Below are 14,730 nucleotides of genomic sequence, written 5' to 3' on the forward strand. Positions count from 1 at the left end.
AGAATTGTGAAAGAGAATGTAGTTAGGTAATGGGAACACCTAATTTGATTTTACTGTTTTTCTTTTTACAAATAAAGCAATTATTGAATTATTTGGACTCAAAAGGAACACCTAAAGGAACACCTAGTATTTTAATGCTAATTAATATATGCTATAAAGCCCTATATTGTGGCTTTATTTCCTAAATGCCCCGCTAAATACCCGCTGGAGAAGGACCATTGCAAATTATATCCACCGCATGGTCCATCGAGGTTCATCACCTCACCGCAAAAGTAAAGCCCTCGTAAAATTTTACTCTCCATCGTATCGGGAGATATCTCTTTTAGCGACACCCCGCCTCGGGTAATCATCGCCATCTTGAACCCATCATGTCCGATGACGGTTAGTGGAGTCCATGCGAGAAGTTTGATGAGGCGATCACGTACAGCACCTGAAAGTTTATTAAATCCGCTTTGCGGATCGGCGTCTGCCAAGATGCATAAAGCACGTCCTACTGATTCGGGGAGGAGTGTTTGTATATGTGTTAATATTGACTGCTCAGGATGTTTGTGTATCTCATTTTTGATGTGGTTGAGGAGTTGATCTTCGTTCATCCCTTTGGTCATATTGATTAGTATTGGAACTCCACCGTGTTTGGAAAGATAGGGGTTAATCTCACGGGCAATATCGAGAACCACTGGCCCTCGAATACCTGTAGAGGTAAAGATAAGATCCCCTTTGGCACGAATATTTTTGGCTTTTGGGAGATCGATTTTGATTTCGACTTTAGGAATTGTATCGGCACGGCATCCTTCTCCCCACACCTCCTTGGTTTTGAGAGGCATCATAGCAGGGTAGAGATCGGTGATGGTGTGACCCGCTTGGGATGCGAGTGTAAATCCATCCCCCTCTGCTCCCAGTTGCGGATACCCTAAACCTCCCGTCGCGATAATGACATTTGGAGCGCTATAAGTTGTTGTCGCGGTACTAACACCCGAAACGCTCTCTCCATCACTCACGAGTGACTCTACCCTCTCTGAACATACTACGGTGATTCCAAGGCGTTTCATCTCCTCTTCGAGGGCAGTGATGATGGTGAGTGCACTGTGACTAATCGGAAAAACACGATACCCATCGGGGGCATGACTCTTCACACCGATTTGGGCAAAAAAAGAGATAAGGGCTTTATGATCCAGTGCGTTTAGTGCAGGGGTCATAAAGCGACCGTCCCGACCGAATCGCTGCATAAAATCTTCATTGGAGAGGGTATTGGTAAGATTGCACCGACCACCGCCGGTTGCTTTGAGTTTAGCACCGATGTGTTTGAGCTTTTCGAGTAATACTACACGCTTTCCCAGTCGGGCGGCAGTGATTGCGGCAATCATTCCTGCCGCACCGGCACCGACAACGATGAGATTATATGAGGTTTGAGAGGTGTTTTGCATAGAGGTTCAAATATCGGTAATACGAACCAATGTGAGGTACTGTTCGCTTTCTAAGATATTCAAAGAGATGCCGAATTTTTGGGAGAAATGTTTACGTTGACCTTCGGTGAGTTCCGAGAGATGAATTTTGTAGTAGTGATGGTTGTTATCACTGCTCTTTTGCATACGGTAGGTATTAATCTCTTCAGGAGAAGGATCGTAGTGGATATATTTTTGCATGGAATTATTATAGCACACGAGATGCTATAAATGAGAGGGCTTACCCTCTTGCAGTTACTTCGAGCAAATGGTAGCCAAATTGGGTTTTGATCGGACCATATAGGACACCGACATCGCCGTTGAATACCGCTTTGTCAAACTCTGGAACCATTTGACCAGGGGTAAAACGTCCTAAATCTCCCCCTTTGCGTCCCGATGGGCATTGGGAGTTGTCTGCTGCTGCTTCGGCAAAAGAGAGACCCTCTTCAATCTGTTTTTTGAGTTCATTACACTCTGCTTCGCTACTGACTAAAATATGTCGTGCGGTTGCCCATGCCATGATGATCCTTTTATTGTTTTTGAAATTTTACTCAAATAACTGACTGAAATAAAGGGGATAAGCGGGATTATTTTCCCGCTTTGAAACGTTCCCAATATTTTTCATAGACTTTGACAGCACTACCGATATCGGTTTGAAATTCGCTATTCGTTAAATCTTGCGCAATAGGGTAGATGATACGATTGGCTTGAACCGCTTTTGGGAGAAGTTTTACCGATGCAGCGTTTGGAGAAGCATATCCAATCTCTTCGGAGATGATTTTTCCGATTTCCGGTCTGAGGATAAAGTTGATAAATTTATGGGCGTTGTCAATGTTTTGAGAATTTTTAGGGATGACCAAAGAATCTACCCACAACATAATCCCCTCTTTAGGATAGACGTATTTGAGATCGGGAGACTCTTTATTTGCCATGTAGTTTTCACCGTTAAAGTTCATTCCAAGTTTTACCTCTTCGCTGAGATAGACCTGTTTTGGTGATTCAGAATTGAACACTTTGACATTAGGGCGGAGAAGAAGAAGTTTTTGGTATGCTTGCTCAATGTGTTTTGGATCGGTATCGTTCGCACTGTATCCTAAAACTTTGAGTGTCATACCGAATACTTCGCGTAAATCATCGGTGAGAAGAACCGATTTTTTGTATTTCGGATTCCACAAATCGCCCCATGATGTGACCGCATTTTTACCGAGTAATGCCGAGTTGTAAGAGACTCCGGTACTTCCCCATAGATAAGGGATAGAGTAATCATTTTTAGGATCAAACGGTTTATAGAGCAACGTTTTGTCGAGGTTGACAAAATTGGGGAGTTTTGTTTTATCGATAGGTGCGAGTAGCCCCTCTTTTGCCATTTTGCTCACAAAATAGGTGGAGGGGACAATGATGTCGTAACTGCTTTTTTTATCGGTTTTGATTTTGGCGTACATCGCTTCATTGCTGTCGTAGGTGGAATATTTAACTTTAATTCCACTCTCTTTTTCAAACTGTTTAATAACTTTTGCGGGTAGATACTCGCTCCAATTGTATACATATAAAACATTGCTCGAACCAAACAGGTAGGTGCCCAGTAGCAACAAGCCTAGTAAGATTTTTTTCATTTTGTTTTCTCCCTGATTAAAAATTGAGATAGTGCGACAATAAGAATCGTAAAGCCGAACATAATAGCAGATAATGCATTAATTTCGGGGCTGACACCGAGACGAACCATAGAAAATATTTTGATAGGGAGTATCTCAAAATCGGTTCCGCTGACAAAAAAACTGATGATGACATCATCAAGCGAGAGGGTAAAACTGAGTAAAAATCCCGCAATGACGGCTGGGAAAATGTTGGGGAGGATGATGAGTCTGAAAATATCAAATTCATGAGCTCCCAAATCACGGGCTGCTTCGATGATGTTTTTATCAAAGCCGCTTAAACGGCTCATCACCGTAACGATGACAAAGGGGAGAGAAAAAGAGATATGGGCTATCAAGAGGGAGTTGAATCCAAGCTCGATATTGAGTAAGACAAACAAAAGCAATAAAGCAATACCCATCACAATCTCAGGTGAGATGATGAGGACAAAAACAATAGAGTTGAGAAACTTTTTGCCAAAAAAGGTATAACGAAAAAAAGCGATAGCTCCAAGAGTCCCAAGCAAGGTTGCGATGAGAGAGGAGCTTGTAGCCACCATGATGGAGTTGATAGCCGCATCTAATAATTCCTCATTGAGGAAAAGTTTATCGTACCATTTGAGGGTAAAACCGGTCCAATTTAAAGAGTATTTGGAGTTATTAAACGAATAGAGTATCAAAATAAAAATCGGTACATATAAAAAGAGAAAGATAAATCCAATATAGAGTCGTTTAAAAAAGTTCACTGTTTCTCTTTTTTGTCAATTTATCGGCTAATGAATAGAGCCAAATCAAACCTAGCATTAATAAGGTAAGAAGAACACTAGCAACACTTCCAAACGGCCAATCTCTAAAAGTTAAAAACTGATTTTTAATAAAGTTCCCGATAACCAGATTATTGGCTCCACCGAGTAAGTCGGAGATGAAAAACATACCCAAAGAGGGGAGAAATACCAAACTGATACCGGCGATAATCCCCGGTGAGACGAGGGGGATAATGATACGGAGCATGACGGAGGTTTTATTCGCACCCAAATCATGAGCCGCTTCGATCAGACGTTTATCAAACTTTTCAAAAGAGGCATAGAGCGGCAAAATCATAAAAGGCAAGAGTGTATATACCATACCGATAATCACGGCAACATCGGTATAAATAATCTCAAGCGGTTCATTGATGAGCCCTATACCCATAAGGGCGGCATTCAAAACACCTTTGGTTTTTAAAATAACCACTAACGCGTAGGTTCGAACCAATGAACTGGTCCAAAAAGGGATGATGGTTAAAACGAGTAAGGCAGAAGTGTATTTTTTAGAGACTTGTGAGAGGAAATAGGCAAACGGGAATGCCAAAATCAGACACAGAATCGTTGAGATAATAGAGAGTTTAAAAGAGATTAAAAAAACATCCAAATAGAGTGGATCGAAGATTTTAATATAACTCTCAAAACTGAAAATATAGAGGATAAATTCTTCATCTCCACGGGTTAAAAAACTGGCAATAAAGACCAATAAAAAAGGCAATAAACCAAAGACGATAAGCCATGATGAGATAGTGAATATGGAAAAATTTCCAAAAAAACCGATTTTAGTCTTCAAGGATACTTTCCCATCCGTCATGCCAATAAATATAGAGCTTTTGCCCCTCTTTATAATCTAGTGCATCACTCTCTTCGTTGTAAAATTCACTCGCAAAAATAATTTTTCCACTGACAAGTTCGATGACTAAATCAATGGTCACCCCTTTATAAATAATCTCTTTGAGTTCCCCTTCAAAATAGTTGGTTGATTTTATATCTTCGAGGTTCCGTTCGCATCGGAAATCTTCGGGACGTATTAAAATCGTAAAATTTTTAGCAGAAGTTTTAGAGATAAAATGCTCTAATGCCATCTGTTTTCCTTCTACTTCAAACAACGCTTGATCGGCATCGATTAATGAGCTATCGAGTAAATTTGTCTGACCGATAAAATTGGCAACAAAAATATTTTTAGGATTCTCATACACCTCTTTTGGGGTAGCGATTTGCTCTATTACCCCATGATTCATGACCACAATACGATCACTCATGCTCAGTGCCTCTTCTTGATCGTGGGTAACAAATACAAAAGTAATCCCAAGCTTACGCTGCATCTGTTTGAGTTCAATCTGCATCATTTTACGAAGTTTGAAATCCAGAGCACTCAAACTCTCATCGAGCAGTAAAATAGAGGGTTTATTGACGATGGCTCTGGCTATGGCGACACGTTGCTGTTGCCCTCCGGAGAGCTCATTGACCATTTTTTGTCCGAACTGTTCGAGTCGAACCAATGAAAGGGCATTTTGAACTTCGCTTTGAATCTCCTCTTTCGGAACTTTTTTCATTTTTAATCCAAATGCAATGTTGTCATAAACATTGAGATGGGGAAACAATGCATAACTTTGAAATACGGTGTTAAAGCTCCGTTTATTAGGGGGAAGCTGAGAGATATCTTTTTTTTCAAAAGTTAATAGACCGCTGTCAATCTCTTCGAAACCGCCGATAATACGTAACATGGTTGTTTTTCCACAACCGCTTGGTCCTAATAGGGTTAGAAATTCGCCGTTATATATATCTAAATTGATATTTTTGAGTACAGAATTACCTTCATAGGATTTATGTATGTTTTGAAGTTGTAGTAAAATTTTGTTCATAAGGGGTATTTTATCAAAACTGATAAAGAAAGCAATGGAAATTTATCTTAATTAATATATTTTGACAATATCAAAACCGCCCGAAAGGTCTGTCAGTATATAAATAATTATCCCTTCTAAGATTCCTGCGAGTGTTCCAACCAACAACCCATCTCGTATTATTTCATACGAATAGGGTGCATCATATTTTTTTAGTATTAGTGACTTTTGCATAATGAACTCCTTTAGTGAGTTTTATGTAGCCTGTTTCTTGAGCAATAAACACATCGAAAATATAGTACACCCAAAGTGCTAAAAAGAATATATAAAAACAAAAATAATTTTTATCTCAATACTCCCCTTATTAAAATGCTTCAGCACCTTTTTGGGTTAAAATTAAAGTTACACCATCCTCTTTTATCTCGATGATTCCCTCATTTTTTAGTTCATCCATCGCTTTGGTAAACGCTTTATCTTGTTTTGGACCTATTTTTTTCAAAACGGCATTAATGACGTCTTGTTTGGTCATGATATGACCTTCAACTGCACGGCTCGCTTTAAACCAGTTTATAAAGAGTGCTTTGATCTCATTTTTTTGAGTTGTTTCGATGTTCTCTTTTTTGGGAGGTGCTTTGCGAGCGAAATTTTGATGAGAATGTTTAGAATCTCGTTTTGGAAGAGACTTTTTATGGGTATTGGTAGGTTTAATGGGTGATCCTTAATGTTGTACAATTCATTTTAATATTGTATTGAAATATATTTAAACACGGCTATAATATGTGTAAATAGGAAATATATTAGCAAAAAATTGTTAGAAAGGGGTTGCACGAGCATGAAAGGTAAAATATTAGATTTTAACAGTGAAATGAAAAGTGGGCATGTTCGAGATGAGAATGAACATAAATATCCTTTTTTTATAGGTGATTGTAAAAATCCGCAAAAAATTAAACTTGGTGCTAATGTTGATTTTGAGCATGACGGTGAAAAAGCTATCACTATTACTATTAATGATAGTGTGGATGATACGACAATTCAAGAAGAGAATAAAAGTAAAAAATTATTAGCGGTAAAATCAAAAAAAAATATTTCAATCCTTTTAATAGCAATAGTCATATTAACATTAGGTGCTCTAATCGCTATTCTTGTCCTCTCCGATATCCAAAATAAAAAATTTAAAGATGTTGAAAAGCGATACGAAAGTGAAATCAATAATATAAAAAATTTTCTTAACAAAGAGGATTGCTCTAGTGCCGTAGACCAATACAAACAAGCGAGTAATACACGGAATGATCTTTATAAATATGGACGTTACTACAGTATTGAATCGCATGCTGAGCACGCACACGCGATCGATATTGCCGAATGTTTTGTCAGCCAGAATGATTTTACTAATGCTGTTGAAATGTTAGATATAAAAACTACAAACAGTATTGATTATCTTAACCGTGCCGCAATTATTTATGCAAAAGCGGGTGATTCTGCACGTGCACAACAAGCACGTAATAAAGTGAGAGAGATTATTCCTTGATGTTGAGGGTGATTGGTTACTTTTCGTAGGTATTATTCCACGTAAAGATTTGACATACAGGTGGAAAAATGAAAAATGTAGTAATTGTAGTGCTTGGTTTTGCAATCGCGATCCAATTTATCCGACCCGATTTTACAAATCCCGCCGTCGATGAGAAGATTGCACTCAATGGTGATCCAAAAGTTATGAGTGTACTCAAAACGTCGTGTTATGATTGCCATTCGAGTGAAACGCAATACCCTTGGTATCAAAATATTGCCCCTGTTTCATGGATTATGTCGGATCACATTACCCAAGGGCGTAAGGCTCTTGATTTCTCAAATTGGGCAAATATTGACACAAATATGAGATTAAAACGTTTAGAACGTGCGAAACAGATGATAAGTAATGATTTGATGCCGAAACACGAATATCTTTTGATGCATAAAAATGCTGTTTTAAATCATGAAGAGAAACAGTTGCTTGAAGAATTTTTCGATGCACAAATCAAAGCATTGGGTGGCTCTCTCAGCGATGTGAAAGAGTTTAATATTTAAAATGGATTTTGAACGCTTTCGGGTGTTTTTATCTCCAGTTTATCGGGTAAATTTTTATCTCGTCTCAGTGCTTCTATGGAAGCATCGATAATCCGTTTGAGCTTCAATGCCGATTCAAGCCCGTGTAGGTCTTTCGTAATATCTAAAGAGCCGTACAGAGATATCCGATCCAGACGATTTTCTACCGTGAGATTATCGATTTGGAACGAATCAACTTCATTTTCGTATGCCATAAAAGATTGTGTGGGCATTTTAAAATATCCATTTCAAAAGTTTTTCGATCAAATAAATTATATCTTTATTTGAAAGATTGTTGTATGAACCGCCATTTCTATCTTGTGGATCAGGTAAATCCATTGCACTCTTTTTAGCGGATTGGCTCATTTTAGGGAAAAGTTTTATTCCGCTCATCTGTTCAATTTCGGCAATACTAACTACTTCAAAATCGTTGCTCACTGCATTACTTACGAGATAGGCTCCCCCTTGATTGCTTGAGGGATCATAGATCGCTTTATAAAGTTTGGAGGGTACTAAAACTCTTCCACCAATCTTTTTCACTTGTGAACCGCTAAAAATCGGTCCTGTGATAACGTATAGTTCACCTTTTTGGTTGGTTAGATGACGTGTTGCACCCTCTATCGCCGACCATATGCCACGGTTATTTTCAGAGTTTTGCGGAACCATGTTGGCGAGGGTAAAACATTCATGCTGTGCTTGTTTATTTCCCATATCGGCAGCGGGTGCTAAGTGTCCGCGATCATATCCCGATCGGGCATAATCGATGAGCTCTGCGCGATCATCGGCATTCAACTGATCATCAGGATGAAAATCGTTGCTACGTTTGCTTTTATGACGCAGTCCCTCTTTTGTGAGATGTTCGGCACTCCATAGTGGTGTACGAGAAATTCCTGAGTGCATTAGTGCAAAGCTACTGTAGCATAGCTCTTGGGTTTTAGGTTGCAGTTTCGTATTGAGAATCTCGGGTGCTTCGTTACCGTAATAGAGTCCGTCACATTGTGTCGGGGCAGAAAATAAGAGGGACGAGAGGAGAATAGGGCTAATTAAAGTGAGAAATAATTTCATGGATGAATTTTACCGAATTTTTCGATAGCATCGTACATTTAACTGTTCATCTTTATGGGTAACTGCCATATTTTTTTGACGGCTTGTACCGCCTGAATAGTCAAAAGATATTTGCCACCCTTGATTAGCATCATTTTCAGATGAAGTCCAATAGGGGGTATTTGAAATATTTTTTAAACCCGTTTGTCCAAAGAAGAGGGCAAATAGAAGTTCTTTATCCGGTAAATTCCAATCATTGTAGCCGTTTAAAGTGAGTTCTTTACAATAATTTATTGCATTATTATAATTTTTTTTGATACTTATTGTATCGTTGTTATCTTGCCACATGATTGTAGGCTGGGGTGAGTCTTTTGCAATATAGAGACCTGTGATGTCATCTATTTTGGCTGCTTCAACTTTATTAGGTGTTAATTGAGGATATATCCATTTTTCAAGCAAAGGAAGTCTCTCTTTTGCTTGGTTGTTTTCGTAAAATATTTTAGCCTCATCGGTGATACTATAGGATAGCCAGATATCGGATAAATCACTTTTTGCAAGATGAGTAAAGGTATTGTAATCATTATTATGGATACTTTTTAATACCATGACTTGTAATAAACGGATAATTTCAACGTACTCTTTTTCAAGAGAACGTAAAGATTTGAGGTATGCATCTTTTTCTTCCAAAGTAATAGTTTCTTTGGCTTCCATATATAAACCTTGTTGGAGTACCGATTCGCTTTTACTAGTATAAAGAGTGATTTTTGGTTCTAGTGTTTTATCCTCTGCAAAAGTTTCAAATTTAGAGTTTGCATCATAAAGCTTATCTCCTAAAAGAGAATAAAGAGTAGGGGTGCTTTGGGCAAAAAGAGATGTTGCGATGATAGAGAATAAGAAATATTTGAAATTCATATTAAACCCTTTTGTGATGTTATGAGAATTGACATATTAGGGAATTAATTTTAGCAGAAATATAGTTTTAAAATCTATTCCTCCATTAACCGTCTAAAAAATCTTCCCATTTTAAAGGATTCCAATGTGAAAAAGCGAGAGAGATATTAGATGGTTGCGGAGGAATCGGCATAGCCGGTGGGATTGAAGGAATCGGTGGAGTAGGGGTGATCTCTGGTATCGGAAGCGTCGGATCGCTGGATGCATCATCCATGAATGCTATATACTGCCCTCGTGTATCACGAAAAATTCCATTATAGATAATACCGAGGTGTTTGGCATCGTAGGTAAAAATATGATTATCACGAATAAATGCTCTGTAACTGTTTGTACGGTCATAGATGATCCCATTATCAAGCCATCCGATAGTTCGTCCATGGCGGTTAAATATAGGTTGCATTAGGGCTTCTCCTTTAATCATAATTTTCAGGGAATCAATTGTATCGTATATTTCTCTTAAATAGATAAATATTTATTAGTATTTTTAAACACTAATGATTTGTGTAATATACCATAAAAGTCATATTATGGTCATAAATAGTCAATTTAATATGACTGATATGTGACTTTATAACATTTATTTAAGGATATAAGTCTTAAACTGTTTATCTGTTTTAACACTTACATAAATATCGAATGTGTATTTAGGTAAAGAGAATAGCTCTTTATACGCATGTGCATCACATTGACTCAGGTGAAGACATATCTGTATCGGTTACGGATAATATAATGGGACCATCGTGTCAGAGAATGATGATAAAAGTGAAGAGCAATTAAAAGATGTGTTAAAGCTTGGTGAATGTAAATACTATTTAGATGAAAAATCATTCTTTTCTTTCATCTAAATTATCCTTTGAAAAGGGGAGACAATGTTTAACAATTCAATGGCATATATAGAAATGACATTATCCAACAGTCATGATAATCATCAGTTTTATATTGATGCAGATGATATGAAAGAGTTGATGGATAGTGCGTATGAAGTTGTTTCAAATACTTTTGATAAGATTGAAAAGTTTGATATTACTTCATTTAACTCCAATGTAATCAATATTGATCATTTCAGTACATTGATCGGTATGCGATTTAACAATGCTTAAGAGTTTATGACTCAGAATCCACGTGTATATCCGTTTTTGCCTTTATGAGTAAAAACGGGTAAAAATTATTTACTTGCTTCTTTCATATCAATTAGAAATTGCTGTTGTACTTGTTGTAGTTTAGGCATCATTTCCAAGCTTACTTTTTGCACTTCTATCATTGTTTTTTGCATTAAAGTAGGCATCTTGTTGATGAGTGCTTTTCCGGCAGGTGTTTTGTAAAATACGATTATCCCATCGATTTCTTCTTGGCTAAAGGTCTCTTTGTAGAGACGGATGTACATTGGTTCGAGCTTTTCCCATGAGACTTCATCTTGCATAACTATCAACATGTTTTTCTTCATCTTTTCAATTGCTTTCATTTGTTTGGGAGTAGGATTTTTACCTACAAGAATCTGCTGAATTGATCGATTAATCATCGTCTCTGATTGTTCTTTGATTGTATCAACGAGTTTACGTGCTTCTGCAACTTCTAAAAGCTCTTGTATAGAACTATCACTGGCAGGTGCTGCCATCAGGGTTGCGGATACGATCAAGAGAGAAAGGATGATACGTTTAAAGTGAAACATAATGGGAACTCCGTTGGTATTGTGTGGAAATTTTGAGTGTCATTATAACAAAAATACATAGTTTTATATATAAAATATTGTTTTTAATCACCTCCGCATCCACCCCCACAACTGCCACCATCACCGCTATCACTGCCTGAATCGCCTCCGCAACCACTACTGCATCCGATATCACTCGTACAATAACCATCACCGTATGCGGGAGAAGCAGGATCGTTGCAATCAAGAACATAGTGATAGCCATCGGAGATGAGAAGGAGCGCATCGATACCAAATATCATCGGCAGTCGATCGGGTTTTTTAGGATCGATTTTTTCGTTGGTGCAGGCGAGCCTCCATGCCCTTTTTATCCCCTCTTGTGCCAGTGTAGGTGTTTTCATCGCCTCGGTCGGTGTATGGTGCAAAAAACGTCCTAATCCGCGATCACAAAACTCTTTGTATGTACGGGTAAAGAGGATAAACTCATGCCATGCGACATCGACAACTTGTGAGGGCATAGAGACCATGGTTTTACCTGCACGATGGGTCATAAAAAAATATTCACGCAGAGTATCGAAAACCAAAGTGATATTGTCATCACTCAGATGGGGATAGCGTGCTTGAACTTTTTTACGCAATGCTGGATGAAAACGGTACGTTTCGAGGTATTTCAGTCGGGAGGTTTTGATAGAGTAGTTATAGATCAAAAGTGCGACACTGAGTAGAACAAGAGCGATGATGATTTTTTCCATCTCAATTATCTTTTTAATAATTATAGCGTGTTTAGATGGTGATTAAATGAGCTGTAGTGTGCATGAGGTATTTCCCACGTGAGAGAGAACGTGGGAATGAGGGGGGATTATTCCGTTTTCGCTTTGACGGATGTTGCCCCTTTGTTTACTTCCCCTTTACTCCATGTTGTTGCATTGGAGGTATCTTCTTTCATCCCTTTCCAGGTAGCCGAGCATCCTGTGCAGAGTAGTAATGCGATAGCGATAAGTAGTGTACGTTTCATGTTGATCCTTTTTTCGAATGAATTTAGATTATTGTATCATTTAAAATAACATATAATGTTAAATATTGTAACTAGACGTGGGAGGAAAGAATTTGAAATATAAATAGTCTGCATTGCCACTCAGGAGAGTGGGAAAGAGGGATGAATATATTATGCATATCATAAAATATTACTAATTTTTAGGGGATTTTATGGCTGTTATGATTACCGACTTATGTATAAATTGTGACGCGTGTATCGATGAATGTCCTGCGACCGCGATCGTCAGTGCTGATGATTCCCCGCTGAGCAGTGGAGAATACACTTACGTTAAGCCTGAAAAATGTATCGAGTGTGTGGACTCTGCCGTACCGAAATGTGCCGATGTGTGTCCGACCGAGGGGTGCATCGTGTGGGATATGCCTTATACAGCTGAATATAACGACCATTTTGTAAACAGTGGCGAGTATGTGATCCGTGTTCATAAGAGCAAAGGGCTGATGTCTCCTGAAGTGAGTCCGATGCCGTGGCGTGAGAGTATCAGCATGGAGCAAAGAGAAGCTCGTGTGAGTGTCGGGGAGACGTTGAAGCTTTATAATTAGGGGTGTCTTTTCACGTTATAATCTTCAGAGACGATTATAGGAGAGCAAATGAGCACAATAATCATGCTGTTCGTATTACCGCTGGGGATTATCGTCTATTTTTGGGATCGCCGAAATTACGCACAGAGTCTTGAAATGTTTAGAGAGTATTGTGTCCAGATGAACCATGCCGATTTCTCCGAGAATGAAAAAATGGATCGCATTGATGAGATGTTTTATCAAAACGGTTACACCCGTATCGAGCGTGATGATTCCAGACTTGTTGTAGAGAAAAAACATTTTAATATCGGAGTACTATTTATCTGTTTGGGGGCTTTGACCTATTTTGGACTATTTATCTATCTGATTTACTACCGTTTTTTTCTCAAAGCACGGAGGGTGATTGTGGATTTGGATGGGAAGGAAATTATGAGGGAAGGGAAAAGTTGAGAAGTTTTTGGATTGATTTTGTATAATGATTTGAATAAATTGAATAAAGATTTTTGAAATGCAGCAAATTAACTGGAATAAATTTAAATTTTATAAACAAGAACGATCATCCCAGCTAGGAATGGATAATTTTCAGTTATTGATCGAGTTCATTCGTGGGTATTACCATATTGTGAATCTTGATGATATCTTTGATATTCTTGAAAATGATGATCTTTCACGCCAAATGTTAGAGAAGAGAGAGATTAAAAACTCTCTCAATTTGGAAAATTATCTGTACCGTTTACAGTTATCGGCAAAGTAATCTGAAAAAGATATTATTTATTTCTTTGATCCTGCCGTAAATCTTTTCGATCACGAGCTCTGTCTTTTTCTCGCTCCTAAGCTCCAGCTTGGGAGTGTATATTATTAGTAACGAGGGAACTGTGTATTGTAGAAATATTAATAAAATAAGTATAAAAAAATAAAAATAAATTGAAAAAGTGGAATGATAGAGAGATCACAGTGCTTTAGGCATAATACGATTTTTCTCGCTCCCAAGCTCCAGTTTGGGAGTGTATACCATTAGTCTGCATTCCCAACGAGGACGTTGGGAACGAGGGAAAGATTTCAATTGAAGTAAAAATATATAGGTATGTTTATGGAAGCGATATTAACTTTAAAATCAAAAAATATTCCAAGATATTATTCATCAATGATTTATGGACTCCCTGTTAGTCTCATTCTTCTTGTTTCAATAATTGATGACGCCAGTTTTAATAAAATTTTTATATTTTTTTTAGTGTTAGTTGGCTATCTGTATTATTTATCAACGTTTGATAAAAAAGTATTTAATGATGTTGAAATGTGCGAGACAATTAAAGTCTTTCAAGATCATATTCTTATTAATTCTCAATATAAGTTAGAGATAAAAGATATACAATGTAAAAGAAAATTTGGACCCTCTTATCCTCCCTCTGCTCGTTTAGTTTATCCTTTTTATGACTTTATTGAGATAAAAGACACAAATGACAGAATACTTTACGAGATTTATTTTAAAGTCATTTGGCATGATGTATTCGATTATTCTTCATACAAATTTGTTGAACTAATAAATAGTCTTAAATTTAGGGTAGAAGCTATAGATAAAGGCAATGAAATGGTTACTAAGCTAAAACAACAATATAAACTAGCTGATGAGGGATAGGTATTCTATATTTTTACGCTCTATCTGAAAAAAAATAATTTTATCTTAAATATTCGTGATTTTTAAAGCTGGAT

The 14,730-nt window shown here is 37.6% G+C and carries 23 protein-coding genes; 7 read left to right on the forward strand and 16 right to left on the reverse strand.

The window, feature by feature from the left end; translation table 11 throughout:
* Positions 1–161: 161 nt before the first annotated feature.
* From PHC76_RS10305 to PHC76_RS10345, 9 genes are all read right to left on the reverse strand, one after another.
* Positions 162–1,424: an NAD(P)/FAD-dependent oxidoreductase gene (locus PHC76_RS10305; RefSeq protein ID WP_299974543.1), complete on the reverse strand. Its 1,263-nt coding sequence runs from the start codon at positions 1,422–1,424 to the stop codon at positions 162–164.
* 6 nt (positions 1,425–1,430) lie between these two features.
* Positions 1,431–1,643, reverse strand: coding sequence for a hypothetical protein (locus PHC76_RS10310; protein WP_299974540.1), 213 nt, complete (start codon positions 1,641–1,643; stop codon positions 1,431–1,433).
* Between the two features lie 40 nt (positions 1,644–1,683).
* Positions 1,684–1,962, reverse strand: coding sequence for a peptidylprolyl isomerase (locus PHC76_RS10315; protein WP_299974537.1), 279 nt, complete (start codon positions 1,960–1,962; stop codon positions 1,684–1,686).
* A 67-nt stretch (positions 1,963–2,029) separates the two neighbouring features.
* The gene (locus PHC76_RS10320; RefSeq protein WP_299974534.1) at positions 2,030–3,055 is read right to left on the reverse strand and encodes an extracellular solute-binding protein; all 1,026 of its coding nucleotides are present in this window, start codon (positions 3,053–3,055) and stop codon (positions 2,030–2,032) included.
* A complete protein-coding gene (potC, locus tag PHC76_RS10325) occupies positions 3,052–3,819 on the reverse strand; it encodes a spermidine/putrescine ABC transporter permease PotC (protein WP_299974531.1) in 768 nt (255 codons plus the stop codon). Before potC ends, PHC76_RS10320 begins: the two co-directional genes overlap by 4 nt.
* The gene (gene potB / locus PHC76_RS10330; RefSeq protein ID WP_299974528.1) at positions 3,806–4,669 is read right to left on the reverse strand and encodes a spermidine/putrescine ABC transporter permease PotB; all 864 of its coding nucleotides are present in this window, start codon (positions 4,667–4,669) and stop codon (positions 3,806–3,808) included. The genes potC and potB overlap by 14 nt, the downstream gene beginning before the upstream one ends.
* Complete coding sequence (gene potA / locus PHC76_RS10335) at positions 4,659–5,741, reverse strand: spermidine/putrescine ABC transporter ATP-binding protein PotA (protein WP_299974525.1); 1,083 nt, start codon at positions 5,739–5,741, stop codon at positions 4,659–4,661. Before potA ends, potB begins: the two co-directional genes overlap by 11 nt.
* Positions 5,742–5,792: 51 nt before the next feature.
* On the reverse strand, positions 5,793–5,954 hold the full coding sequence (locus PHC76_RS10340) for a hypothetical protein (RefSeq protein WP_299974522.1): 162 nt from the start codon (positions 5,952–5,954) through the stop codon (positions 5,793–5,795).
* Positions 5,955–6,084: 130 nt separating this feature from the next.
* A complete protein-coding gene (locus PHC76_RS10345) occupies positions 6,085–6,249 on the reverse strand; it encodes a hypothetical protein (RefSeq protein WP_299974519.1) in 165 nt (54 codons plus the stop codon).
* A gap of 303 nt (positions 6,250–6,552) precedes the next feature.
* On the opposite strand from PHC76_RS10345, the gene PHC76_RS10350 reads away from it, so the two are divergent.
* Both PHC76_RS10350 and PHC76_RS10355 read left to right on the forward strand, forming a co-directional pair.
* The gene (locus PHC76_RS10350; RefSeq protein ID WP_299974516.1) at positions 6,553–7,248 is read left to right on the forward strand and encodes a hypothetical protein; all 696 of its coding nucleotides are present in this window, start codon (positions 6,553–6,555) and stop codon (positions 7,246–7,248) included.
* Positions 7,249–7,316: 68 nt separating this feature from the next.
* Positions 7,317–7,784 carry a heme-binding domain-containing protein gene (locus PHC76_RS10355; RefSeq protein ID WP_299974514.1) on the forward strand — a complete coding sequence of 156 codons (468 nt, stop codon included), beginning with the start codon at positions 7,317–7,319 and terminating at the stop codon, positions 7,782–7,784.
* Here PHC76_RS10355 and PHC76_RS10360 read toward each other — a convergent pair.
* The 4 genes from PHC76_RS10360 to PHC76_RS10375 form a co-directional block, all read right to left on the reverse strand.
* On the reverse strand, positions 7,781–8,017 hold the full coding sequence (locus tag PHC76_RS10360) for a hypothetical protein (protein WP_299974511.1): 237 nt from the start codon (positions 8,015–8,017) through the stop codon (positions 7,781–7,783). The two genes, PHC76_RS10355 and PHC76_RS10360, sit on opposite strands and share 4 nt — an antisense overlap.
* A 19-nt stretch (positions 8,018–8,036) precedes the next feature.
* The gene (locus PHC76_RS10365) at positions 8,037–8,867 is read right to left on the reverse strand and encodes a DNA/RNA non-specific endonuclease (RefSeq protein WP_299974509.1); all 831 of its coding nucleotides are present in this window, start codon (positions 8,865–8,867) and stop codon (positions 8,037–8,039) included.
* A gap of 9 nt (positions 8,868–8,876) precedes the next feature.
* Positions 8,877–9,758 (reverse strand): DUF1566 domain-containing protein, encoded by an 882-nt coding sequence (locus PHC76_RS10370; RefSeq protein ID WP_299974506.1) that lies wholly within the window; start codon positions 9,756–9,758, stop codon positions 8,877–8,879.
* A gap of 85 nt (positions 9,759–9,843) precedes the next feature.
* Positions 9,844–10,197, reverse strand: coding sequence for a 4-fold beta flower protein (locus PHC76_RS10375; protein WP_299974503.1), 354 nt, complete (start codon positions 10,195–10,197; stop codon positions 9,844–9,846).
* A gap of 469 nt (positions 10,198–10,666) precedes the next feature.
* On the opposite strand from PHC76_RS10375, the gene PHC76_RS10380 reads away from it, so the two are divergent.
* Positions 10,667–10,897, forward strand: a complete 231-nt coding sequence (locus PHC76_RS10380; RefSeq protein WP_299974501.1) for a hypothetical protein — start codon at positions 10,667–10,669, stop codon at positions 10,895–10,897.
* A 65-nt stretch (positions 10,898–10,962) separates the two neighbouring features.
* On the opposite strand, the gene PHC76_RS10385 is transcribed toward PHC76_RS10380, so the two are convergent.
* From PHC76_RS10385 to PHC76_RS10395, 3 genes are all read right to left on the reverse strand, one after another.
* Positions 10,963–11,466, reverse strand: coding sequence for a DUF2059 domain-containing protein (locus PHC76_RS10385; RefSeq protein ID WP_299974498.1), 504 nt, complete (start codon positions 11,464–11,466; stop codon positions 10,963–10,965).
* Positions 11,467–11,549: 83 nt separating this feature from the next.
* Positions 11,550–12,197, reverse strand: coding sequence for a hypothetical protein (locus PHC76_RS10390; protein WP_299974496.1), 648 nt, complete (start codon positions 12,195–12,197; stop codon positions 11,550–11,552).
* Positions 12,198–12,304: 107 nt separating this feature from the next.
* Entirely contained in the window at positions 12,305–12,460 is a 156-nt protein-coding gene (locus PHC76_RS10395; protein ID WP_299974493.1) for a hypothetical protein, read from the reverse strand.
* 191 nt (positions 12,461–12,651) lie between these two features.
* Here PHC76_RS10395 and PHC76_RS10400 point away from each other — a divergent pair, with 191 nt between their 5' ends.
* From PHC76_RS10400 to PHC76_RS10415, 4 genes are all read left to right on the forward strand, one after another.
* Positions 12,652–13,041 carry a 4Fe-4S dicluster domain-containing protein gene (locus PHC76_RS10400; protein WP_299974490.1) on the forward strand — a complete coding sequence of 130 codons (390 nt, stop codon included), beginning with the start codon at positions 12,652–12,654 and terminating at the stop codon, positions 13,039–13,041.
* Positions 13,042–13,089: 48 nt separating this feature from the next.
* Positions 13,090–13,470, forward strand: a complete 381-nt coding sequence (locus PHC76_RS10405) for a hypothetical protein (protein WP_299974488.1) — start codon at positions 13,090–13,092, stop codon at positions 13,468–13,470.
* Positions 13,471–13,528: 58 nt separating this feature from the next.
* Entirely contained in the window at positions 13,529–13,774 is a 246-nt protein-coding gene (locus PHC76_RS10410) for a hypothetical protein (RefSeq protein ID WP_299974485.1), read from the forward strand.
* A 336-nt stretch (positions 13,775–14,110) separates the two neighbouring features.
* Positions 14,111–14,656: a hypothetical protein gene (locus tag PHC76_RS10415; protein WP_300210039.1), complete on the forward strand. Its 546-nt coding sequence runs from the start codon at positions 14,111–14,113 to the stop codon at positions 14,654–14,656.
* Positions 14,657–14,730 lie beyond the last annotated feature (74 nt).

The organism is Sulfuricurvum sp. (assembly GCF_028710345.1).
Classification (GTDB): Bacteria; Campylobacterota; Campylobacteria; order Campylobacterales; family Sulfurimonadaceae; genus Sulfuricurvum.